Origin of the sequence: Citrobacter meridianamericanus (genome assembly GCF_041320245.1) — a bacterium.
GTDB classification, from domain to species: Bacteria; Pseudomonadota; Gammaproteobacteria; order Enterobacterales; family Enterobacteriaceae; genus Citrobacter; species Citrobacter meridianamericanus.
Map to the genome: position 1 here is coordinate 2,093,099 of NZ_CP101036.1, position 21,612 is coordinate 2,114,710.

The 21,612-nt window shown below is 51.8% G+C and carries 23 protein-coding genes and 1 other annotated feature; of the genes, 11 read left to right on the plus strand and 12 right to left on the minus strand.

Translation table 11 applies throughout. The features are described from left to right. Positions 1-21: 21 nt before the first annotated feature. Positions 22-142: a sequence feature (His leader region), on the minus strand. Beyond that, positions 118-165 carry a his operon leader peptide gene (gene hisL, locus NMD08_RS09860; RefSeq protein ID WP_100250077.1) on the minus strand — a complete coding sequence of 16 codons (48 nt, stop codon included), beginning with the start codon at positions 163-165 and terminating at the stop codon, positions 118-120. (Overlaps the previous feature by 25 nt.) Positions 166-340: 175 nt before the next feature. On the opposite strand from hisL, the gene NMD08_RS09865 reads away from it, so the two are divergent. The 4 genes from NMD08_RS09865 to plaP all read left to right on the plus strand — a co-directional run bounded on the left by NMD08_RS09865 (position 341) and on the right by plaP (position 3,766). After that, positions 341-1,165 (plus strand): SDR family oxidoreductase, encoded by an 825-nt coding sequence (locus NMD08_RS09865; protein ID WP_187252212.1) that lies wholly within the window; start codon positions 341-343, stop codon positions 1,163-1,165. A gap of 40 nt (positions 1,166-1,205) precedes the next feature. Further along, the gene (locus NMD08_RS09870) at positions 1,206-2,135 is read left to right on the plus strand and encodes a LysR family transcriptional regulator (RefSeq protein ID WP_370620090.1); all 930 of its coding nucleotides are present in this window, start codon (positions 1,206-1,208) and stop codon (positions 2,133-2,135) included. A 217-nt stretch (positions 2,136-2,352) separates the two neighbouring features. After that, on the plus strand, positions 2,353-2,415 hold the full coding sequence (gene yoeI / locus NMD08_RS09875) for a membrane protein YoeI (RefSeq protein ID WP_099045591.1): 63 nt from the start codon (positions 2,353-2,355) through the stop codon (positions 2,413-2,415). Beyond that, entirely contained in the window at positions 2,405-3,766 is a 1,362-nt protein-coding gene (gene plaP / locus NMD08_RS09880) for a putrescine/proton symporter PlaP (protein WP_151219736.1), read from the plus strand. Before yoeI ends, plaP begins: the two co-directional genes overlap by 11 nt. A 59-nt stretch (positions 3,767-3,825) precedes the next feature. On the opposite strand, the gene sbcB is transcribed toward plaP, so the two are convergent. Next, positions 3,826-5,250, minus strand: coding sequence for an exodeoxyribonuclease I (gene sbcB / locus NMD08_RS09885; protein ID WP_151224686.1), 1,425 nt, complete (start codon positions 5,248-5,250; stop codon positions 3,826-3,828). Positions 5,251-5,648: 398 nt separating this feature from the next. Between sbcB and phsA the strand changes: the two genes are divergently transcribed. The 7 genes from phsA (at position 5,649) to NMD08_RS09920 (ending at position 12,900) form a co-directional block, all read left to right on the plus strand. After that, a complete protein-coding gene (gene phsA / locus NMD08_RS09890; protein WP_370620092.1) occupies positions 5,649-7,922 on the plus strand; it encodes a thiosulfate reductase PhsA in 2,274 nt (757 codons plus the stop codon). Positions 7,923-7,936: 14 nt separating this feature from the next. Next, positions 7,937-8,515, plus strand: a complete 579-nt coding sequence (gene phsB / locus NMD08_RS09895) for a thiosulfate reductase electron transport protein PhsB (RefSeq protein WP_151219734.1) — start codon at positions 7,937-7,939, stop codon at positions 8,513-8,515. After that, entirely contained in the window at positions 8,512-9,285 is a 774-nt protein-coding gene (gene phsC, locus NMD08_RS09900) for a thiosulfate reductase cytochrome B subunit (protein ID WP_151219733.1), read from the plus strand. The genes phsB and phsC overlap by 4 nt, the downstream gene beginning before the upstream one ends. Positions 9,286-9,418: 133 nt before the next feature. Beyond that, a complete protein-coding gene (gene dacD / locus NMD08_RS09905) occupies positions 9,419-10,591 on the plus strand; it encodes a serine-type D-Ala-D-Ala carboxypeptidase DacD (protein WP_187252215.1) in 1,173 nt (390 codons plus the stop codon). 123 nt (positions 10,592-10,714) lie between these two features. Continuing rightward, positions 10,715-11,182 carry a DNA gyrase inhibitor SbmC gene (gene sbmC, locus NMD08_RS09910; RefSeq protein ID WP_370620094.1) on the plus strand — a complete coding sequence of 156 codons (468 nt, stop codon included), beginning with the start codon at positions 10,715-10,717 and terminating at the stop codon, positions 11,180-11,182. An 86-nt stretch (positions 11,183-11,268) separates the two neighbouring features. After that, positions 11,269-12,327 carry an FUSC family protein gene (locus tag NMD08_RS09915; RefSeq protein ID WP_151219730.1) on the plus strand — a complete coding sequence of 353 codons (1,059 nt, stop codon included), beginning with the start codon at positions 11,269-11,271 and terminating at the stop codon, positions 12,325-12,327. A gap of 237 nt (positions 12,328-12,564) precedes the next feature. Further along, the gene (locus NMD08_RS09920; protein ID WP_103771301.1) at positions 12,565-12,900 is read left to right on the plus strand and encodes a DUF496 family protein; all 336 of its coding nucleotides are present in this window, start codon (positions 12,565-12,567) and stop codon (positions 12,898-12,900) included. A gap of 40 nt (positions 12,901-12,940) precedes the next feature. Here the strand turns inward: NMD08_RS09920 and NMD08_RS09925 are convergent, their stop codons facing one another. The 10 genes from NMD08_RS09925 to NMD08_RS09970 all read right to left on the minus strand — a co-directional run bounded on the left by NMD08_RS09925 (position 12,941) and on the right by NMD08_RS09970 (position 21,610). Continuing rightward, positions 12,941-13,807 carry an L-threonine kinase gene (locus NMD08_RS09925; RefSeq protein WP_151219729.1) on the minus strand — a complete coding sequence of 289 codons (867 nt, stop codon included), beginning with the start codon at positions 13,805-13,807 and terminating at the stop codon, positions 12,941-12,943. A gap of 92 nt (positions 13,808-13,899) precedes the next feature. Continuing rightward, positions 13,900-15,114, minus strand: a complete 1,215-nt coding sequence (locus NMD08_RS09930) for an acetate/propionate family kinase (RefSeq protein WP_151224682.1) — start codon at positions 15,112-15,114, stop codon at positions 13,900-13,902. Then, positions 15,099-15,551, minus strand: a complete 453-nt coding sequence (gene pduV / locus NMD08_RS09935) for a propanediol utilization protein PduV (RefSeq protein WP_151224681.1) — start codon at positions 15,549-15,551, stop codon at positions 15,099-15,101. The genes NMD08_RS09930 and pduV overlap by 16 nt, the downstream gene beginning before the upstream one ends. A 3-nt stretch (positions 15,552-15,554) precedes the next feature. Further along, the gene (gene pduU / locus NMD08_RS09940; protein ID WP_032939586.1) at positions 15,555-15,905 is read right to left on the minus strand and encodes a propanediol utilization microcompartment protein PduU; all 351 of its coding nucleotides are present in this window, start codon (positions 15,903-15,905) and stop codon (positions 15,555-15,557) included. Beyond that, the gene (gene pduT, locus NMD08_RS09945) at positions 15,905-16,459 is read right to left on the minus strand and encodes a propanediol utilization microcompartment protein PduT (protein ID WP_003030201.1); all 555 of its coding nucleotides are present in this window, start codon (positions 16,457-16,459) and stop codon (positions 15,905-15,907) included. The genes pduU and pduT overlap by 1 nt, the downstream gene beginning before the upstream one ends. A 2-nt stretch (positions 16,460-16,461) precedes the next feature. Continuing rightward, positions 16,462-17,817, minus strand: coding sequence for a cobalamin reductase PduS (gene pduS / locus NMD08_RS09950; RefSeq protein WP_370620097.1), 1,356 nt, complete (start codon positions 17,815-17,817; stop codon positions 16,462-16,464). Next, positions 17,814-18,926 (minus strand): 1-propanol dehydrogenase PduQ, encoded by a 1,113-nt coding sequence (locus NMD08_RS09955; protein ID WP_370620098.1) that lies wholly within the window; start codon positions 18,924-18,926, stop codon positions 17,814-17,816. Before NMD08_RS09955 ends, pduS begins: the two co-directional genes overlap by 4 nt. Positions 18,927-18,936: 10 nt before the next feature. Further along, positions 18,937-20,322, minus strand: a complete 1,386-nt coding sequence (pduP, locus tag NMD08_RS09960) for a CoA-acylating propionaldehyde dehydrogenase PduP (protein WP_370620100.1) — start codon at positions 20,320-20,322, stop codon at positions 18,937-18,939. Then, positions 20,319-21,326, minus strand: a complete 1,008-nt coding sequence (gene pduO, locus NMD08_RS09965) for a two-domain cob(I)yrinic acid a,c-diamide adenosyltransferase PduO (protein ID WP_252837711.1) — start codon at positions 21,324-21,326, stop codon at positions 20,319-20,321. Before pduO ends, pduP begins: the two co-directional genes overlap by 4 nt. An 8-nt stretch (positions 21,327-21,334) precedes the next feature. Next, positions 21,335-21,610 carry a EutN/CcmL family microcompartment protein gene (locus tag NMD08_RS09970; RefSeq protein ID WP_252837710.1) on the minus strand — a complete coding sequence of 92 codons (276 nt, stop codon included), beginning with the start codon at positions 21,608-21,610 and terminating at the stop codon, positions 21,335-21,337. Between the last annotated feature and the right edge of the window lie 2 nt (positions 21,611-21,612).

Below are 21,612 nucleotides of genomic sequence, written 5' to 3' on the forward strand. Positions count from 1 at the left end.
TCTGAATCAGTTGGGTCACGCACAAAAAAGCCCCGGAAGAAATCTTCCGGGGCTTTCTCATACGCTCATGCACCGCTGGAAGATTTAAATGTCTCCCAGCACACATCGCCTGAAAGACTAGTCAGGATGATGGTGATGATGGTGTTTAAATTGAGCGCGTGTCATAAATTTTCTCGATGAATGTTTATTCATTTGATGTCTTTTAACCTAAACCACTTTAGCTACGGAAAGCAAGGGCTTTTTTTTGATCATTAATTCATTTCATATTGATACTATGAATTGTCAGTCGTCGTGGGCTAGCGTAGCCTTGCGTTATAGGCCAAAAGTCAGGAGAGAAGGCATGAAAAAGGTCGCAATTGTCGGTTTAGGTTGGTTAGGCATGCCGTTAGCCATGTCGCTGGCGGCGAGAGGCTGGCAGGTTACCGGCAGCAAAACCACATTAGATGGGGTGGAGGCGGCCCGCATGAGCGGTATCGAGAGCTATTTGCTGCGCCTTGAGCCTGAACTGGTCTGCGAGGCAGACGATCTCGACGCACTGATGGACGTTGATGCGCTGGTGATTACGCTGCCTGCGCGTCGTAGCGGTCCTGGCGAGGCCTTTTACCTTCAGGCTATGCAGGAGCTGGTCGACAGTGCGCTGGCGTACCGTATCCCGAGGATTATTTTTACCAGTTCGACATCGGTCTATGGCGATGTGCAGGGTACCGTGAAAGAAGGGACGTCGCGTAACCCGGTCACGGCGAGCGGTCGTGTTCTGAAAGAACTTGAAGACTGGCTGCACAATTTACCTGGCACGTCGGTGGATATCTTGCGCCTGGCCGGGCTTGTCGGCCCGGGGAGACATCCCGGTCGTTTTTTTGCTGGCAAGACTGCGCCAGATGGGCACCATGGGGTCAATCTGGTGCATCTGGATGATGTGGTTTCTGCTATCACATTACTGCTGCAAGCGCCTAAAGGGGGACACATCTATAATATATGTGCGCCTATGCATCCGGCGCGTAACGTGTTCTATCCGCAGATGGCTCGTCAGTTGGGGATGGAGCCGCCGGAATTTCGCGGCAGTGAGGATAACGGTAAAGGTAAAGTCATTGATGGCAACCGGATTTGTAATGAGCTTGGGTTTGAGTACCAGTATCCCGACCCGCTGGTGATGCCGATGGAGTGACAGACCAGCAGAGTGCCGCTGATACCGCAAGGGGGCGAGTATGAAACCACTGCTGGACGTTCTTATCATCCTCGATGCGTTAGAAAAAGAGGGCAGCTTCGCAGCGGCGTCGGCAAAATTGTTCAAGACGCCGTCAGCGCTTAGCTATACCGTACATAAGCTGGAAAGTGATCTTAATATTCAACTACTCGATCGCAGCGGACATCGGGCCAGGTTCACCCGCACAGGGCAGATGCTACTGGAAAAGGGACGGGAGGTGTTGCACACCGTCCGTGAACTTGAAAAGCAGGCGATTAAACTGCACGAAGGTTGGGAGAATGAACTGGTCATTGGCGTAGATGATACGTTTCCCTTTTCACTTCTGGCCCCGCTCATCGAATCTTTCTATCAACACCACAGTGTGACGCGCCTGAAATTTATCAACGGCGTGCTGGGTGGCTCATGGGAAGCCCTCACACAGGGACGGGCGGATATTATTGTCGGTGCCATGCATGAACCGCCTTCCGCGAGCGAGTTTGGTTTTGCGCGACTAGGGATTCTGGAACAGGTGTTCGTGGTTGCGCCGCATCATCCGCTGGCGCAGGAGCAGGAGCCGTTAAATCGTCGCACCATTCGGCGTTTTCGCGCCATTGTGGTGGGCGACAATACGCAACATGCCAACGCCTCGGGCTCGCAGGTGCTGGACGATCAGGAAGCCATTACCGTTTTTGACTTTAAAACCAAGCTGGAACTGCAAATCAGCGGCCTGGGATGTGGCTATATTCCGCGCTATCTGGCGCAGCGTTTTTTGGAGAGTGGCGCGCTGATTGAGAAAAAAGTGGTCGCGCAAAATATCTTTGAGCCCGTGTGGATCGGTTGGAATGAACAGACCGCCGGGTTGGCTAGTGCCTGGTGGCGGGATGAGATTTTAGCAAATAGTGCGATCGCTGGGGTGTACGTTAAAGCGCCTGCTGATAAATCAAGCGGTTAAGAAAAAATATTCTTTTGTAGTGGCTTCAATCTCTTGTTATTTCTCTCCAAATTAGTGCAAAATACGCCGCTTGCAAAAAATGACATTAACCGACGTTTTCATACGCGTCGGTTATTTTTTTGCATCAAACCAATCATTCATAAAAGAGGCCGGGCTTCGTACCGGATAGATACTTACTTAAAAATCGACAGTTGTTGTCGCTGAGGATTAACAAAAAATGGGGCAATTTTTTGCTTACGCGACGGTTTTCGCCGTAATGGGGGATAACCATGTCGCATAACGCTACTCCAAACACCTCTCGCGTGGAATTACGTAAAACGCTTACGCTGGTTCCGGTTGTCATGATGGGCCTTGCCTATATGCAGCCGATGACGCTGTTCGATACATTCGGTATCGTATCAGGAATGACCGATGGTCACGTCCCGACAGCTTACGCCTTTGCACTGATAGCCATCCTCTTTACCGCTCTGAGCTACGGTAAACTGGTGCGTCGCTATCCGTCTGCAGGCTCTGCCTACACTTACGCCCAGAAATCCATTAGCCCGACCGTTGGCTTTATGGTGGGATGGTCATCACTGCTGGACTACCTGTTCGCACCGATGATCAACATTCTGTTGGCGAAAATCTATTTTGAAGCTCTGGTGCCGTCGATACCGTCATGGATATTCGTGGTGGCGCTGGTGGCCTTTATGACCGCCTTTAACCTGCGCAGCCTTAAATCCGTTGCTAATTTCAACACCGTCATCGTGTTGTTGCAGGTGGTGCTAATTGCGGTGATCCTCGGCATGGTCATTTATGGCGTGTTCGAAGGTGAAGGTGCTGGTACGCTGGCGAGCAGCCGTCCGTTCTGGTCAGGTGATGCGCATGTGATCCCGATGATCACGGGTGCGACTATTCTGTGCTTCTCGTTCACCGGTTTTGACGGTATCAGCAACCTGTCAGAAGAAACCAAAGACGCTGAACGCGTGATCCCGCGTGCGATTTTCCTGACCGCGCTGATTGGTGGCCTGATCTTTATCGTCTCCACTTATCTGTTGCAGCTGTACTTCCCGGACATCTCGCGCTTCAAGGATCCAGACGCTTCGCAGCCGGAAATCATGCTGTACGTTGCTGGTAAGTTCTTCCAGGTTGGTGCGCTGATTTTCTCTACCATTACCGTACTGGCGTCCGGTATGGCGGCACATGCAGGCGTAGCGCGTCTGATGTACGTGATGGGGCGTGACGGTGTATTCCCGAAAAGTTTCTTCGGTTACGTACACCCGAAATGGCGTACTCCGTCCATGAACATCATTCTGGTTGGTGCGATTGCTCTGTTGGCAATCAACTTCGACCTGGTGATGGCGACTGCGCTGATTAACTTTGGTGCGTTGGTGGCGTTTACCTTCGTTAACCTGTCGGTGATCTCCCAGTTCTGGATCCGTGAGAAGCGTAACAAGACGCTGAAAGACCACTTCCAGTATCTGTTCCTGCCAATGTGCGGTGCGCTGACCGTTGGCGCGCTGTGGGTAAACCTGGAAGAGAGTTCAATGGTTCTGGGCCTGATTTGGGCCGCTATTGGTCTGATCTATCTGGCCTGCGTGACCAAAAGCTTCCGCAACCCGGTACCGCAGTACGACGAAGATATCGCGTAATCACGGCGTTTATCTGAAAAAAAACGGAGACATGTTCTCCGTTTTTTTATACGTGGGATTTACACAATCTCTTGCGCATACTGCCAGAGTGATTTCAGTAGCATCAGTTTTTCTTTGTTATCGGCATATTGCTGGCTCAGCAACTGCAATTCATTGGCGTAATTTTGTAAAAACTCCGGCGTGAACACCTGACGACGATGGTCCAGCCAGCGCTGCTGCTCGGCTTCATCCAGTGTTCCGGGGAAGTTACGGGCACGGTAGTTAAACAGCAACTTTTCAATGCGTTTATCGACAAAAGAGATATCCAGAGCCGGTAAATTACGCGGTTCTGTTTCCAGAACGATTTTCATCGCTGCGCGGTCGGCATCGCTGAAAAAACCGTTATACAGCTGGGCGTCTACGTTATCGGATGGCGCAAAGGGTTCCGCCTCGGCAAAGATAGCCACTACTTTGTCGCGTACCTGCGGGTTTTCGCGCAGAACTTTGAGATTATCAAGACAATGCTGGCGGTTAATGCCCAGTCGATCGGCATCTTCCGGGCGCAGCGTATTCGCCTGGGCCAGTACTGGGCACTTGTTGATGTGCACCAGTTTAACCGGTACGGCTGGGTTATCACCCAGATCTGCCTTCGCCGTGTAGAGCCGTTCACGCAGCGCGTCGCTGTCCAGGTCAAGTAGCGGTGAAATATCACCGGCCAGGTCAACCATAATCACCGCGTTGCGATTCTCCGGGTGCCAGGCCAATGGCGCTACCCAACTGGTATTGCCGCGCCACGCGCCGAACATTCCTGAAACATGAACCAGCGGCTTCATTTGCGGGACATCAATCAGTGCGGCCAGCTTGTGCTTATTGCGATGGCTGAAGAGATATTCAAACAAACGCGGCTGACGTGATTTAACTAATTGCGCCATTGCAATCGTGGCATACACGTCCGCCATCGCATCGTGAGCATTCGCATGCTCGATACCATTAGCTTTGGTCAAATGCTCCAGGCGAAAGCTGGGTAAGCCATCGTCGTTTTCCGGCCAGTTAATGCCTTCAGGACGCAGGGCATAGCAGGCGCGCATCACGTCCAGGAGATCCCAGCGCGAATTGTCGTTCTGCCAGCTCCAGGCATAGGGATCGTAGAAATTGCGATACAGGATGTTACGCGTCACCTCATCGTCGAAGCGCACGTTGTTATAGCCGAGAATACAAGTTTTCGGCACGGTGAACAGAGTGTGGATGCGCGCTGCAAAAGCGGCTTCATTCTCTCCCTTTTCCCGTGCTTCCTGCGGCGTAATGCCGGTAATCAACACCGCCTCAGGCTGCGGCAGATAGTCGTCTGCGGGTTTGCAATAAAAGACTTCAGGTTCGCCGATAATGTTGAAATCGCTATCTGTGCGGATAGCCGCAAATTGCGCGGGTCTGTCCAGTGCCGGATGAGTACCAAAGGTCTCGTAATCGTGGAAGAGAAAAGTCGGGTGCTGCTTGCCGTCATTCATTGTTTGGTTATGTCCGGGATCAATTTAGCGCTCATCTAAGAATACCAAAAAAGAGCAAGGTAATCAGCAATGCGATTATCGATGCTGAATGGTGTACGCAATAAAATTGAGGTGAACAGGATTTTTATAAAATTGATTAATAAGTTTTGCACTATTAAAGGAAATTACTGGAATAAATTTTCTTAAAGTTACTAGCTGCTAAATAATATAAATGAGAACCGTTATTGTTATTTTTCGATGGTTTGTTGGATTCTGGGGATTTTAAAATTCTTTTGTAAACAAGGGGTTTTATTTTGTCCGATTAGCTGACCAACATTGTAATAAAATGTGAGTGAGGTTAAAAATTAATAATTTAAACGCCATATAATCATTGGATATATCTAATAACAGGAGGTTATATGAGCATTAGTCGGCGTAATTTTTTGCGAGGAGTAGGTATAGGTTGCTCTGCCTGCGCGATAGGAAGTTTTCCGCCAGGCGCACTGGCGCGAAATTCTCCGGAGCGCATTAAGGGGAAAACATCCCTGACGCCAAGTTTGTGTGAAATGTGTTCTTATCGTTGCCCGATACAGGCACAGGTGATTAATAACAAAACGGTTTTTATTCAAGGGAATCCTAATGCGCCTCAACAAGGCACGCGTGTCTGCGCGCGCGGAGGCAGCGGCGTTAGCCTGGTCAACGACCCGCACCGTATTGTTAAACCCATGAAACGCACAGGACCTCGCGGGAGCGGAGAATGGCAGGTTATTAGCTGGCAACAGGCTTACAAAGAAATTGCCGAAAAAATGACGGCAATAAAAACACAGCATGGTCCTCAGGGCGTCGTGTTTTCTTCTAAATCCGGTTCGCTTTCAGGGCATTTATTTCACCTGGCGACGGCTTTCGGATCGCCAAATACCTTTACGCACGCGTCGACATGCCCGGCCGGGAAATCGATTGCCGCCAAAGTGATGATGGGCGGCGATTTGGCCATGGATATCGCCAATACTCGTTATATGGTCTCTTTTGGTCACAACCTCTATGAAGGGATTGAGGTTGCCGAAACGCATGAATTGATGGCCGCGCAGGAAAAGGGCGCAAAAATGGTCAGCTTCGATCCCCGACTGTCCGTCTTCTCCAGCAAGGCGGATGAATGGCATGCGCTCAAACCGGGCGGCGACTTGCCGGTGCTGATGGCCATGTGTCACGTCATGATCAATGAAAAACTGTATGACGCGGACTTCGTTACGCGCTACACCACAGGGTTTGACCAACTGGCAGAAGCAGTACAAGAGACCACGCCGGAATGGGCGCAAAAGCAAGCTGATGTTCCTGCTGATGTCATTGTTCGGGTCACCCGGGAAATGGTTGCCTGCGCGCCGCATGCTATCGTTAGTCCGGGCCATCGTGCGACGTTTTCACAAGAAGAAATTGATATGCGACGTATGATTTTCAGCCTTAATGCGTTGCTGGGAAATGTTGAGCGTGAGGGGGGCTTGTACCAGAAAAAAGCCGCGGCGACCTACAATAAACTTGCCGGTGAGAAGGTTGCTCCAGTGCTGGCAAAACCCGATGCCAAATTACCCAAACCCACGGCCCAGCGCATCGATCTGGTTGCTCCGCAATTCAAGTACATCGCGGCGGGCGGTGGCGTGGTGCAAAGCATTATCGACGCCGTGTTAAACCAGACTCCTTATCCGGTGAAAGGCTGGATCATGTCCCGCCATAATCCTTTCCAGACCGTGACCTGCCGACCTGATCTGGTCAAAACCGTTGAACAACTCGATCTGGTGGTAAGCTGCGATGTCTATTTAAGCGAAAGCGCGGCATATGCTGACTATCTGTTACCCGAATGCACCTACCTTGAACGCGATGAAGAAATCTCTGACATGTCGGGCCTGAATCCAGCGTATGCCCTGCGTCAGCAGGTTGTAGAGCCTATAGGTGATGCGCGTCCGAGTTGGCAAATCTGGAAAGAACTGGCTGTGCAATTAGGCCTTGGGCAGTTCTACCCCTGGCAGGACATGCAGACACGGCAGTTGTACCAACTTAATGGCGATCATGCGCTGTCTGCTGAACTGCGTGAGAAAGGATATCGGGAGTGGGGTGTTCCGCTGCTGCTACGTGAACCTGAAGCGGTGCGTCAGTTTGTGGCGCGTTATCCGGGGGCGGTGGCGGTTGACAGCGACGGGACCTATGGTGAGCAACTGCGCTTTAAATCCCCATCTGGCAAAATTGAACTCTACTCTGAAGAGCTGGAAGCGCTTCTGCCTGGCTACGGCATTCCGCGAGCCCGCGATTTTGCGCTCAAAGGCGACAATGAACTCTATTTCATTCAGGGGAAAGTGGCGGTTCACACCAACGGCGCGACGCAATATGTGCCACTGCTTAGCGAGTTGATGTGGGACAACGCAGTGTGGATCCACCCGCAAACAGCTCGTGAAAAAGGCATTAAAAGCGGTGATGAGATTTGGCTGGAGAATGCGACCGGTAAAGAAAAAGGTAAAGCGCTGGTCACCGCCGGAATTCGGCCCGATACGCTGTTTGTTTATATGGGATTTGGCGCCAAGGCGGGAGCCAAAACAGCGGCGACGACGCACGGTATACACTGCGGTAATTTGCTGCCACATGTTACCAGTCCGGTTTCCGGTACGGTGGTGCACACCGCTGGCGTTACGCTTCGTCGGGCATGAGAAAGGAGAACATCATGAATCAAGCAACAAACCCTTATGTCATGCTGCATGACGAGAAACGCTGTATTGGTTGTCAGGCGTGTACGGTCGCCTGCAAAGTACTCAATGACGTACCGGAAGGATATAGCCGCTTACAGGTGCAGATCCGTTCACCCGAACATGAACCTGAGGTCCTGTCCCACTTCCAGTTTGTTCGTGTTTCTTGCCAGCATTGTGAAGATGCTCCGTGCGTCAGCGTCTGTCCGACCGGAGCTTCATTTCGTGATGAAAATGGCATAGTGCAAGTGGATAAGTCTCGCTGTATTGGCTGCGACTACTGTGTTGCCGCTTGTCCGTTCCATGTTCGTTACCTTAACCCGCAAACAGGGATTGCCGACAAATGTAACTTCTGCGCAGATACTCGCCTGGAAAGTGGTCAGTCACCTGCCTGCGTTTCTGTTTGTCCGACGGATGCGCTGAAGTTTGGCCGTCGCGATGACCCGGAAATTCAGCACTGGATAAATCAAAAAGAGGTTTATCGCCAGCAGGATACGCGTAGTGGCCCGGTAAGTGTCTATCGGCGTAAAGAGATTCATCAGGAGGGTAATGTATGAATTCTATCTGGGGAGCAGAGCTTCACTATACGCCGGACTACTGGCCGCTGTGGCTTATTTACGCAGGCGTAGTTATTGTGTTGATGATTGCAGGTCTGGTCACGCACGCGCTGTTACGTCGAATGTTGGCACCCAAAACGGCAACTGGGGAAGAACATCGGGACTATCTCTATTCGCTGGCGGTCCGCCGTTGGCACTGGGGCAACGCGCTGCTCTTTATCCTGCTTCTGCTGAGCGGTATGTTTGGCCACTTCTCTGTCGGACCGGTGGCATTGATGGTGCAGGTACATACCTGGTGTGGCTTTGCATTGCTGGCATTCTGGATTGGCTTTGTGTTAATAAACGCAACCAGCGGCAACGGTTGTCATTATCGCGTGAAGTTTAACGGGTTGATATCACGCTGCCTGCTGCAAACACGTTTTTATCTGTATGGCATCATGAAAGGTGAACCGCATCCGTTTGCCGCAACGGCAGAGGATAAATTCAACCCGCTGCAGCAGTTGGCCTACCTGGCCATCATGTACGCGTTGGTTCCGCTGCTGATTATTACCGGGTTGTTATGCCTCTACCCGCAGGTGATCGGGGCGGGGCCGGTGATGCTGGTGCTGCATATGGCGTTAGCAATTGTGGGCTTATTGTTCATCTGCGCGCATATTTATCTGTGTACGTTGGGTGACACGCCAGGGCAAATTTTCCGCAGTATGATCGATGGCTATCATCGTCATCGCAGTCATCACGCAGAGACCGCGCCGCGTAAAGGCTCGTTCTAACTGATATATATCTCTGAAATCCTTTCCTGATAGCAAGAAAATGTGCCTTATGTCACATTTTCTTGCAATTTATCCAAGTTTGTTCGACAGAACTTCCGTAAAAAGAACGGCTATTTTTCCATTTCCTGAGGACATGCTGTTGAAACGCCGTTTGTTTGTTGCCGCTTCACTCTTTGCGATGAGTTTTTCGCCCGCGTACGCGACCGGGGTCGTGAGCTTTTCACCACAGCCTCCTGCAATTAATGCCGGAGCGTGGGTATTAATGGATTACACCACGGGCCAAATTCTGACAGCCGGTAATGAACACCAGCAGCGAAATCCTGCCAGTCTGACTAAGCTGATGACCGGCTATGTTGTTGATCGCGCCATCGACAGCAAGCGTATTAGTCCGACAGATATTGTGACCGTCGGGCGCGATGCCTGGGCAAAGGATAATCCGGTATTTGTGGGTTCATCTTTGATGTTCCTGAAGGCAGGGGATCGCGTTTCGGTACGCGACCTTAGCCGGGGGTTAATTGTAGATTCTGGAAATGATGCCTGTGTAGCACTGGCGGATTACATCGCCGGGGGACAGCCACAGTTTGTCGCGATGATGAACAACTATGCGCAAAAGCTTAACCTGCAGGACACCCATTTTGAAACGGTACATGGTCTGGATGCACCGGGTCAGCATAGCTCGGCGTACGACCTGGCCGTGCTGTCACGCGCCATCATCCACGGGGAACCAGATTTCTACCATATGTACAGTGAGAAAAGCCTTACCTGGAATGGAATCACGCAGCAAAACCGTAACGGCTTGTTGTGGGATAAAACCATGAACGTTGATGGACTGAAGACAGGGCATACGTCCGGCGCCGGATTTAATCTGATTGCTTCCGCCGTTGATGGGCAGCGCCGCTTGATTGCAGTAGTGATGGGCGCGGAAAGTGCAAAAGGGCGCGAAGACCAGGCGCGTAAACTGCTGCAATGGGGGCAACACAACTTCGATACGGTACAGGTATTACGCAGTGGTAAGCAGGTTGGTACTGAGCGGATCTGGTATGGCGATAAAGAAAAAATCAGCCTTGGTACCGAGCAGGATTTCTGGATGGCCCTACCCAAAGCAGAAGTCCCTAATATCAAAGCAAAATATGTTCTTGATAAGAAAGAACTGGTCGCTCCAATCGCTGCGCATCAACGTGTGGGTGAAATTGAACTCTACGATCGGGATAAGCTGGTGGCGCATTGGCCTCTGGTGACGCTGGAGTCCGTTAACGAAGGCGGCGTTTTCTCGCGTCTGAGCGATTATTTCCATCATAAGGCGTAGTTTTTCCTGATGCGTCAGACTGGCAAGAGTGCGAATCTGCTCACATAATAATCACTATTTGCTTGTGGCCGACATACCTAAAAAATATACTGTATATAAACACAGTGTAACGGTGGAGGTTGTATGGAGTACGAGATAAAGCAGGTCGAAAAACGCATGATTGCCGGTTTTCATATGGTTGGACCGTGGGAACAAACAGTTAAACAAGGCTTTGAGCAGTTAATGAAGTGGGTCGACGGTAAACAGATTGTTCCGTTGGAGTGGATTGCCGTGTATTACGACAACCCTGATGTTGTTCCAGCTGAAAAACTGCGCTGCGATACCGTCGTTTCTGTACCTGAAGGTTTTGTAATTCCAGAAAACAGCGAAGGCGTGATCCTCACCGAACTGGCTGGGGGCGACTACGCTGTTGCCGTAGAGCGCGTCCAAAATCACGATTTTGCGACGCCGTGGTACCAGTTCTTTGAGCGTTTAATGCAGGATACGACTTATTCGATAGCCGCTAAACCTTGTTTTGAAGTTTATTTGAACAATGGTGTGGAGGACGGTTACTGGGATATTGAAATGTACGTCCCAGTCCAGTCGAAATAGCTGTATTTAGTGTAAATCAGGATGATGTTATTACTAAAAAAAGAGGTACAATTCGCTTCTTTGCTATTCCCTGACGGAGTGCATGAGTGCGTGCAGATAAGTCACTGAGTCCTTTTGAAATTCGTTTGTATCGTCATTATCGTGTGGTGCACGGTATTCGCATTGCGTTGGCGTTTCTCCTTACTTTTCTGTTGGTTCGCCTGTTGAACATTCCTGAAGGTACATGGCCTCTGATCACGCTGGTGGTGATTATGGGGCCAATTTCTTTTTGGGGTAACGTCGTTCCCAGGGCTTTTGAGCGTATAGGCGGAACGATCCTCGGGTCGGTGCTTGGGTTGGTGGCTCTGCGTCTGGAACTCTTCTCGCTTCCGCTTATGTTGATATGGTGCGCGGTGGCGATGTTTCTCTGCGGCTGGCTGGCACTGGGTAAAAGGCCGTATCAGGCGCTGCTGATTGGCATAACGCTTGCTGTCGTAGTAGGCGCGCCCGCCGGGGATATGAATACGGCGTTATGGCGCGGTGGCGACGTGATTCTGGGATCGTTTCTGGCGATGCTGTTTACCGGTATCTGGCCGCAAAGGGCATTTATCCACTGGCGTATCCAACTGGCACATTGTGTAACGGGGTACAATCGGGTGTATCAGGCCGCGCTCTCCCCTAATCTGCTTGAGCAGCCAAGGCTGGAGAAGCATTTACAGCAGCTATTGACCGACGTGGTCAAAATGCGTGGGCTCATCGTTCCTGCCAGTAAAGAAACCCGCATTCAAAAATCCATCTTTGAGGCTATTCAGACCGTTAATCGCAACCTCGTTTGCATGCTTGAGTTGCAAATCAATGCGCTTTGGGCCAGTCGAACCAGCCACTTTGTCATGTTAAACGCGCATACTCTGCGAGAAACTCAGCTCAGGACGCAACAGGCGCTACTGACGATAACTCACGCTTTGTATGAAGGTAATCCGCAACCGGTGCTTGCTAACACAGAAAAACTCAGTGACACCGTGGCTGAACTGCGCCAGCTGATTGCCGAGCATAAAGGCGATAATGTCGCAGAAACGCCCATCCACGGCTACGTTTGGTTGAACATGGAAATGGCGCGACAACTGGAGTTACTCTCTCATTTAATTTGCCGCGCGTTGCGCAAATAAAGAGCAGATGAGGGGATCGGTTCTACTGCTGCTTCGATTCAGCAAAGATAAGAGGTATGATACTGAAAAGGCTAAAACCATTGGTAACTGTAATGGCGTTACCCTCGATAATTCAGGTTTCAACCAGGCATTGTCGATGCAGATGCAACTTGAAGTATGGCGGGCATGAAAGTAATGTTGACCCACTTTAGCCGTTGTTTTAACGAATCCGAATCTCACATTATCAGGGGTGTAAAAATGGAAACTACCAAGCCTTCTTTCCAGGACGTGCTGGAATTTGTTCGTCTGTTCCGTCGTAAAAACAAACTGCAACGTGAAATCCAGGACGTTGAGAAAAAGATCCGTGACAACCAGAAACGCGTCCTGCTGTTGGACAACCTGAGCGACTACATCAAGCCTGGTATGAGCGTGGAAGCTATTCAGGGCATTATCGCCAGTATGAAAAGCGATTATGAAGATCGTGTTGATGACTACATCATCAAAAATGCCGAGATCTCTAAAGAGCGTCGCGATATCTCTAAAAAGCTGAAAGCTATGGGTGAAGTGAAAAACACCGAAGCGAAAGCCGAGTAACGATTTTAAGCTTGTCCGGGTCGCTGCGGTGCGGCGACCCTTATTGCAGTTCGACCCCGCCAGTTACCATTCGCAACAAATGCTGTTGCGGCCAGTGAACCGTTAGCTTTTTCTGCGCCAGCATCCACTTAATGTAATCCACGTCATGGCGCGTTCTGTCCAGCATCAGCCCGACCACACTGCCGCTGTGCGCGACGTTGACACCGTATAAATCACATTCTTCAACCAGCGCTAATAGTGAATCAAAATCCGGTTTCGGCAACAGCAACTGGCTGGCGATTGCGCTAAGGGTAGCGGCTTCACCCAACCGGTAAGGATTTTGACTGACACAGGCTTCCTGTACTTTATCCCATGCCCGCCTGAGGGCCGCTGCTCCCGCCTGCAAGCCGGAATGCCGCGGAATACGGTGATAATCCGCGGTACGTAATGTTTCCGGACTTTCGAGAACCAGCAGATCAAGCTGAGGCTGTGATTCACAGCCAATTTGCGTGGAAGCGTCGTTATGGTCGAAAAGGGTTAGCTTACGAAAAACGGTGCTGTCGGTTGGCTCCAGCGAAACGCACAGCTGCGCCAGTGTCTGTTCGTCTAGCTGATGGCCCAGATAATGCGCCGTGGCGATAGCCGTGGCGGCAATATCCGCAGTACTGCTGGCCATCCCTTTAGCGACAGGAATGGTTGACTGAACATCAATACGGATATCCTGACTCATATGCGCCGGGTATTGCCAGTACTGCAACAACCTGTCAACCATCGCCCGGGAAAGTGGGCGTTCATCTGTCAGCGGTGAACCTGAACTGACCTCAACGGTGCTATACCATTCGACCGGGCAGGAGACCAGTTTCTCACTGCCCAGAATCCAGCCCTGGATTAGTTCTCCGCACGATGCGGGACATTGCGCAACAGCCACGTCTTCACCTTTATGATCGGTAATCCTCGGCGCATAGTGTCATGGCGATCGTGCTATTACCATGATTTGCCGCAATTTGCCGCGCCGCAATATTAAGCGGGAATGCCCAAGGTCACAGTTTCTGAAATCGCTAAACGCATCACGTCTTGCGCTATCATCAGCTCTTCGTTGGTATTAATTACCGCCACTTTAACCAGCGCATTTTCCGTTTGAATAAAGGTGGCGTTACGCTGATTTTTTTCTTCGTCAACGGCCAGACCTAAGAAATTCAGGTTGTGACAAATTGCAGCGCGCGCCCGCGCTGAGTTCTCGCCAATTCCTCCGGTGAACACCAACGCATCCAGCCCGCCCATCTGCATAATATAGCTGCCGATAGTGGCGCGAATCCGCTCGGCAAAAAGTGTTAACGCCAGTGCTGCCTGGTGATTGCCCGTATCTGCGGCATGTTCAACGTCACGGTAGTCGGGTGAAACACCAGAAACGCCGAGCAATCCAGACTCATTGTTAAGCAATTGGTTGAGCTGCTGCGGTGTTTTACCTTCACGCAGGGCAATCCACGGCAAAATGGATGGATCAATATCACCACTTCGCGTGCCCATCATGACACCAGACTGCGGCGTAAAGCCCATTGAGGTATTAACCGATTGCCCGCCTTTAATAGCGCAGATGCTGCTGCCGTTGCCAAGATGACAACAAACAACGCGCAGGGCGCTGAGCGGTACCCCCAGCTTTTCAGCAAGCTGAGCGCTGACGTATTTGTGACTGGTACCATGAAAACCATAACGTCGAATACCCAACTCAGCGTAGTAGCGCCAGGGCAGGGGATAGATGAAAGAGGGTTCATCAAGAGTCTGATGAAAAGCGGTGTCAAAAACGGCAACGGCCGGTGTGTTTGGCAGTAGCTGGCGAAATACTGCAATCCCCAACGCATTCACCGGATTATGCAGTGGTGCCAGTTCCGCAAGGCGTTCGATTTCCTTCAGCGTTTCATCGGTTACCCGCGCCGAATCTTTAAAAGATTCCCCGCCGTGCGCAACGCGATGACCAACGCCGTCGATCTCATCGAGGCTGCTGATTATATTGTGGCTGATAAGGTTTTCCAGTAGCAGCATTACAGCTTCACGATGATCGGCAACGGGCAATGTCTCCTGCCATTTTTGCGCTGGTGTTTTTAAGGTGATCTGCGCATCTGACATCCCAATTCGCTCAATAAGCCCCTGGCAGATCATTTCACCCTGCGGCATCGCCAGTAACTGAAACTTAAGTGAGGAGCTGCCCGCGTTAATGGCCATTATTTTGTGAGACATGACGGTTCCTTTGCATTCAGAAAAATGAACATCTCATTGACCCCGGTGTTCTCCAGTGCGCTGGTGACGAAAACTTTTTGCGCGCCAGCCTGAACTAGCCAACTCTCCACGAGAGAAATACGCTGTGGGCTGGCTAAATCGGCTTTGGTGACGAGGCCGATAACGGGTCGGTTCATTGGCCCCGTAAAACCTGGAGAAAAAGGTGACCACGGCGCGTCAGCATTGAGAACAAGCGCGATGATGTCTGCTTCACAGGCGCTGGCCAGCAGCGCGCTATACAGGCAGCGGTTTTCGAGATATTCACCTGGTGTGTCTATTGTTGTGGGTGACCAGACTATGGCCTGGGTCTTCTGATAGTGAAGCACCTCTCCCCGCATGCACTGCGTGAGTGATGTTTTACCGCATTGACTGGGACCAATTAGCATTATGCGTTTCATGAGTTACGTCCGGGTGATGGGACACGCGGTAAAACGCATCATTTCACCCAGCGTGCGGGTTACCTGTTTCAGCGCATACTCAACGGCGGAAACATCGCCCGTCAGTACCACTGCGCCAGTAAAACGGTCGAGAAAACCAATCTCTACCGCCCCGGACTTTGTGGCGATATCACAGGCGATAATGGAGGCTTCGCTAGGGGTAATCGTCAGAATACCGATGGCGGAGACTGAATCCTGTAGTCCCAGTTTCTTGAACAAATCCTTACCAGGATTGGCGATGAGATGCGCCAACGTGACCTGCTTGCCAGGAACATATTCCTGAATCATACGATCCGTGGTGGGTTGTCTTTCCATTATCCTTCCACCATTTGTCGCCACATGCTTTCATGTGGGCGAGGGATGACCGAGCGGTAAACCAGCAGACCTTTTTCACCCGCGCTTTCACTGGCAACCGTCACTGCGTTATTCACATCAGACACGTCGCCTGCGACAACCATGTAGCACTTGCCGCCAATACCAAATGCCATATGAACACGTACCAGCGTGACGTTGGAGGCTTTAACCGCACGGTCGGCGGCGCAGATGCAGGCCGCAACGCTCCATGTTTCAACAATGCCTACGGCCTGGCGCTTATCCACGCTGTTTAATCCACTAATCGCAGGAAGTACGCTGGCGTGAATGTTAGGCAGTACCAGACTGTCAACGAGCATATCACCAGCAAGAGAAGTGCCAGTGGCTATCGCCTGCTGAACTGCACCTACGTCACCCCCGAGCATGAGCAGAAATTTTCCCGGACAGATGGTTTTGCTTACCAGCAAATTCACATTCGCGCTTTTTAACATGGCATCACCAGCTTCCATTCCTTTGGCAATGCTGGTGAGTTCTAAAATCCCTATAGCCTGAGACATGATTAACCTCTTATGACCGTGATGGATTGTTCAGTAATTTCGCTGACAATACCGTCAATACTGGCGTGGACAGGCGCGCCTAATGCACCGGACGGCACATCGGCCACGCATTGACCGCGAACAACGCGTTCGCCTTGCTGTACACATGGAATGGCGCTGGCACCAATATGCTGGCGCAGCAACAGCGTCGTTTTATCTGTGGGAAAATCAGTTTCAGCCAGTGGTGCATCCTGATACCAGTCGCTAAGGCCCAACTTAGCCACAAGGCGTTTAACCGGGATCAGCCGGTACTTCGCCATTTCATCCTCAGGATTTAGCGGTCCTTCATAACGATGGTTGAGCGCCCGTAGCTCGCGTTTAAGCATGCGGTTGATTCGCATCGGCGAAATTCCAACCGGACAGGCGACGCTTTCACATACATTGCATTCTGAGCAGGTCAGCGCCGTGAGCAGCAACTGCGGTGTGGCTGCCTGCTGATAATTAACCGCGCGAACCAGCAGGTGAGGTGACAACTCATGGCCAATCAAGTGCCTTGGGCACAAATCCGTACACAAACGGCACTGTTCGCAAACGGTTTTTGCGACGGAAAGCACGGTACGTTCATCCTGCATCCGCCGCTGAATCAACGCATGAGATTTTGGCAAAACCAGCAGGCCCCCGGTGGTCTTGCTGACAGGGGTATCCAGAGAGGTAATCAGGCCGCCCATCATCGGACCACCGTTAATAAAGCCGGGGTCGTCGACGGTTGAACCACCGGCCAGTGCCAGAACGTCACGTAAAGACATGCCGACTGGGACGGTGAGAGTGATTGGTCTGGCGACCGCGCCGTTAACGGTCAGAGTACGACGGGTAACGGGGTATTGCTGCTCCACCGCTCTGGCGATGTTGAGCACGGTCTGGACGTTATTGACCACCACGCCGACGCTGACCGGCAACGCGGCAGGTGGAACTCTCCGACCTGTTGCCATCCAGATGGTCAGAACCTCGTCACCTGCCGGGTAGACATCAGGCAAAATATGTAAGCGGATGCTGGCAGGCAGAAGGGGCGTTAACGCATTGATAGCCTTCTGGTATTTCTCTTTGAGCGCAATAATACCGCCACTGGCGCCGGTAGCCGTCATGGCATAATGAACGCCGCGGATAAGCCGCTCAGCCTGGACGGCCATCAATTGCTGGTCAACTTTCAGCATCGGCTCACATTCTGCTGCATTGACCAGAAAAGTATCGACCTGCGCCTGTAATTTTACGTGAGCAGGAAAGCCCGCGCCTCCAGCCCCGACAACACCCGCTGCGCGAACGCGTTCGCGAATTGTCTGTGCATCATAAAGCGTGGACTCTGCCGTCATGGCTGTCTTCATAATAATTCCTCAAGCAGTTCCTGCATGGCATTAGCGTCAGCAACACGAGGATTGGTTTGCAGCGTGACGTCAGCCAGCGCGGCCTGAACCATCGACGGTATACGTTGTGACCAGATTTGCTTTCCGTCTTTAAGCGCGTCATTCAATGAAGGTAACGCACACTGTTTTTTGAGTAGCTCGATATGATGAATCAGTGCGTTCAGTGCCGCCGTATCGTTCGCGTTATTCGGGCATAAGTGGCAGGCTTTAGCGAAACGGGCATAGCGCTTTGCGGCCCGGAGATCGCGTGCATTAAAATGAATGACATGGGTCAGCAGCAGCGCATTGGCGAGTCCGTGGGGCAGATGAAACTGGCCGCCCAACTGATGGGCAATCGCATGATTGATACCCAGTCCAGCCTGACTAAATGCCATTCCCGCGAGCGTTGACGCGTTATGCATTTTTCCTCTGGTTGCCAGGCAGTCACCTTTGCTGACGGCGACAGGCAGGTACTGGAAGACGATTTGTGCGGCTTTCTCAGCCAGCGCGTCGGTAAAGTCGCTGGCCTTCGTGGATACGTAAGCTTCCAGCGCGTGTGTTAACACGTCCATGCCGGTATTCGCGGTGATGGCTGGCGGTACGCTGACGACCAGCGTCGGATCGAGGATGGCCATGTCCGGGTAAAGCGCATTATTGAATAATGGATACTTAATGCCTTTGTCCGGATCGCTAATCACGCAGGCGCTGGTCACCTCCGATCCCGTGCCGCTGGTGGTAGGGATTGCGACACAGGTTTCAATTTCGATACCGAACTGTCGGCTGAACCAGACGATGGCTTTTGCGGCATCAAGAGCTGAGCCTCCACCAAAACCAATCACCACGTCCGGTCGCAGGGACTGCATTTGCGCAATCCCTTGCACTACCGTGCTAATGGTGGGATCGGGAGTGATATCGCTGAAAATGCTGATGCGGTTATCCGCTGGCAGAGCGTTGCGCAGCTTTTCAATCAGGGGAGAACGCGCGAGAAAACCATCGCAAATAATCCAGATATGCTTATTTGTAAAGCGCTTGAGCACATCCAGACTTCCCTGGCCGCTGTACAATCGAGTTTGCAGTGAAAAGCGTTTCATAACGGCTCCATTAGCGAATAGAAAAACCGTTTGTTAGCACGCAACGACGAGAGCGTGCGAAGGTGCGCGCAGATGTCGTTCCTTCACCGGTTGGGGTCGCGATGGTGAAGGTGGTAAAGCCTTCCCCACCCACGCCAATCCCGGCGTAAGAAGGACCATTTTTCACAAAAATGGAGGTCTGAAGCGTGCGCGCGGCAAGATTCAAACGGGACACATTTTGTGAGTGCATAATGGCGGTGTGATGCAGTCCCTCTTCAACCTTCAGGGCCAACGTTAACGCACTGTCAAAATCGCTCACCGTAACGACGGGGAGCATTGGCATCAGTTGCTCGCTGGTAACCCACGGGTCGTCAGCCTTGACGATACCTATCAATAATCGCGGTGCTTTTGCAGGAACCGGTATTCCAGCGGCTTCCAGTAAACTTGCTGGGCTTTTCCCGACCAGCTTTTTATTGGCCATGCCTTCTGGCAGACAAGCTGTGCGCAGTTTGTCTACCTCTTCGCTATTGAGAAGCATCGCGCCAAATGACTGCATTTGTTGAACCAGGCGTTCGGCAACGGCATCAACAACGATCAGGCTCTTCTCAGCAATGCAGGGGAGATTGTAATCAAAGGATGCGCCGTTGATGATATCTTCCGCCGCCTTAACCAGGTCGGCTGTTTCATCAACAATGCAGGGCGGATTACCTGCGCCTGCGCCAATGACTTTTTTCCCGCTTTTCATGCCCATAGCAACAATGCCAGGGCCACCGGTAATCGCCAGAACTGCGATTTTAGGGTGCGCCATCATTTGCTGGGTAGCTTCAAAAGTGGGTTCTGTGACCGTGACGACAAGATTCCGGATCCCACAGCAGCGGAAGGCAATATCTTCAATCATGGCAATTAGCTTCAGTGAAACCGCTTTAGCACCCGGATGCGGGCTAAAATAAACGCTGTTTCCCGCAGCCAGCATACTGATGCTGTTGTTAATAATGGTTTCTGTCGGGTTAGTACTTGGGGCAACGGAGCCAATCACGCCAAACGGTGAATACTCAAATAACACCATGCCGCCGTCGCCAGTTAGCGCCGTGGTAGTGAGATCTTCGATACCCGGGGTGTTCTCCAGCGCAGCTTTGTTTTTGAGGAATTTATCCTCTTTGTTACCCATTCCGGTTTCGGCAGCACTCTCGGCAGCCAGTGAAGCCAGGTGAGGCGTCAGTTCTTCTCGCAGGGCATTAATGATGGCGCTGCGGGTTTTCAATGGACATTGCTGATAACGCAGAAAAGCCTGATGCGCGGCATCAATCGCTTCGTCAACGGAAGGGTAAATTCCATTACCCTTAACTCCTGCTTTTGCCGGGGCGAGTTGTTCACTCAAAATGTTACGAATAAGCGTTTCAAGTTCTGAAGTATTCATTGATGTGTTCTCACGTTAATCGCCGCAATGGCCGTTTCTGCAATATCCATATCCTGCTCAACGCTTCCCCCGCTGATGCCAAGACCCCCAAGGAGTAAACCCTCGCGCCATAACGCGTACCCGCCACCGAAAGTGACGACTTTTCCCTGCATATGGCTTTCCAGACCGTAAAGCGCAGCGCCCGGCTGCACTGCTGATGTCAGCTCGTGCGTGGCGGTTTTCATCGCCACGGCGGTCCAGGCTTTTTTCGGTGCCAGTTCGCTACTGACGAGCAATGCGTCAGGCATGCGCCAGGTCACCGTTTGAGTTCCGTTCGCATCAACAATGCAAATGACGACCGGAACCTGAATTTCTTCTGCTCTCGCCACCGCAGCGCGAGTCAGTTGGTGGAGCTCCTGAAAAGACAGTGACATAGTCGGCTCCCTGTTGGCTGAACGACGGATGGCTGCAAGATAGCGCTCCGACACTTTCTGAATAATGTCGTTTTGATGGGCGTCGTGATCTTCTGCTCGTGCGAGCGCATATAAGCAGTCAGACAGGCGATTGATATAACGCATCAGCACGTGTCTGACGGAGATCCCAGTGGAGAGTTCGACCAGTCTCCGCTCTGCGCGACGAGCCAGCGTGCGGGCAAAGTGCAGACGGCTGGCGGCCTCACTACGGCCAGGTAAAATAAAGCTGCGTAGGGGCGGTACTCTCCCCATTGCGGTATCAATGGCGGTTTCCAGCGCCGCAATTTCTTCTGAGCTGATGTAGCGCTGTTCTGGCGTTGGCTGTTCGCTCTCGTTTGCCAGTTCGGCGCTAAACCAGAAAAGCTGCAGTTGAATATTTTCAAGTAACTGGCGGTGCTGCGGGTTTTTCGCCGCGCAAACGCACAGGCTGAGTGCCGCATTAAGTTCATCCAGCGTACCGTAAGCCTCGACGCGCGGATGCGTTTTACTCACGCGTTGTCCGGTAAAGAGAGCTGTTGTGCCGGCATCGCCAGTGCGGGTATAAATCGCCATAGTTCCTCCTAACGAGAAAGCGTGTCGACAATGCCGACGATAGCCAGATCGATGGCCTCATTAGGGCCGGTAAAAACGTGTCTGGCGCTGGAGCCGCTGCTGAGTAACACCAGTTCTCCAGTTCCTGCGCCGACAGAATCAACGGCGACTTCATCTCCACTCACAGGGGATGCGGGAAGCTCTCCGTCAGCACTCACCCGACGTACCAGCAACAGTTTTTTTCCCACCAGTGATGGAGATTTTTGCGTGGAAACCACAACGCCTGTAACCCGGGCCAGATGCATAG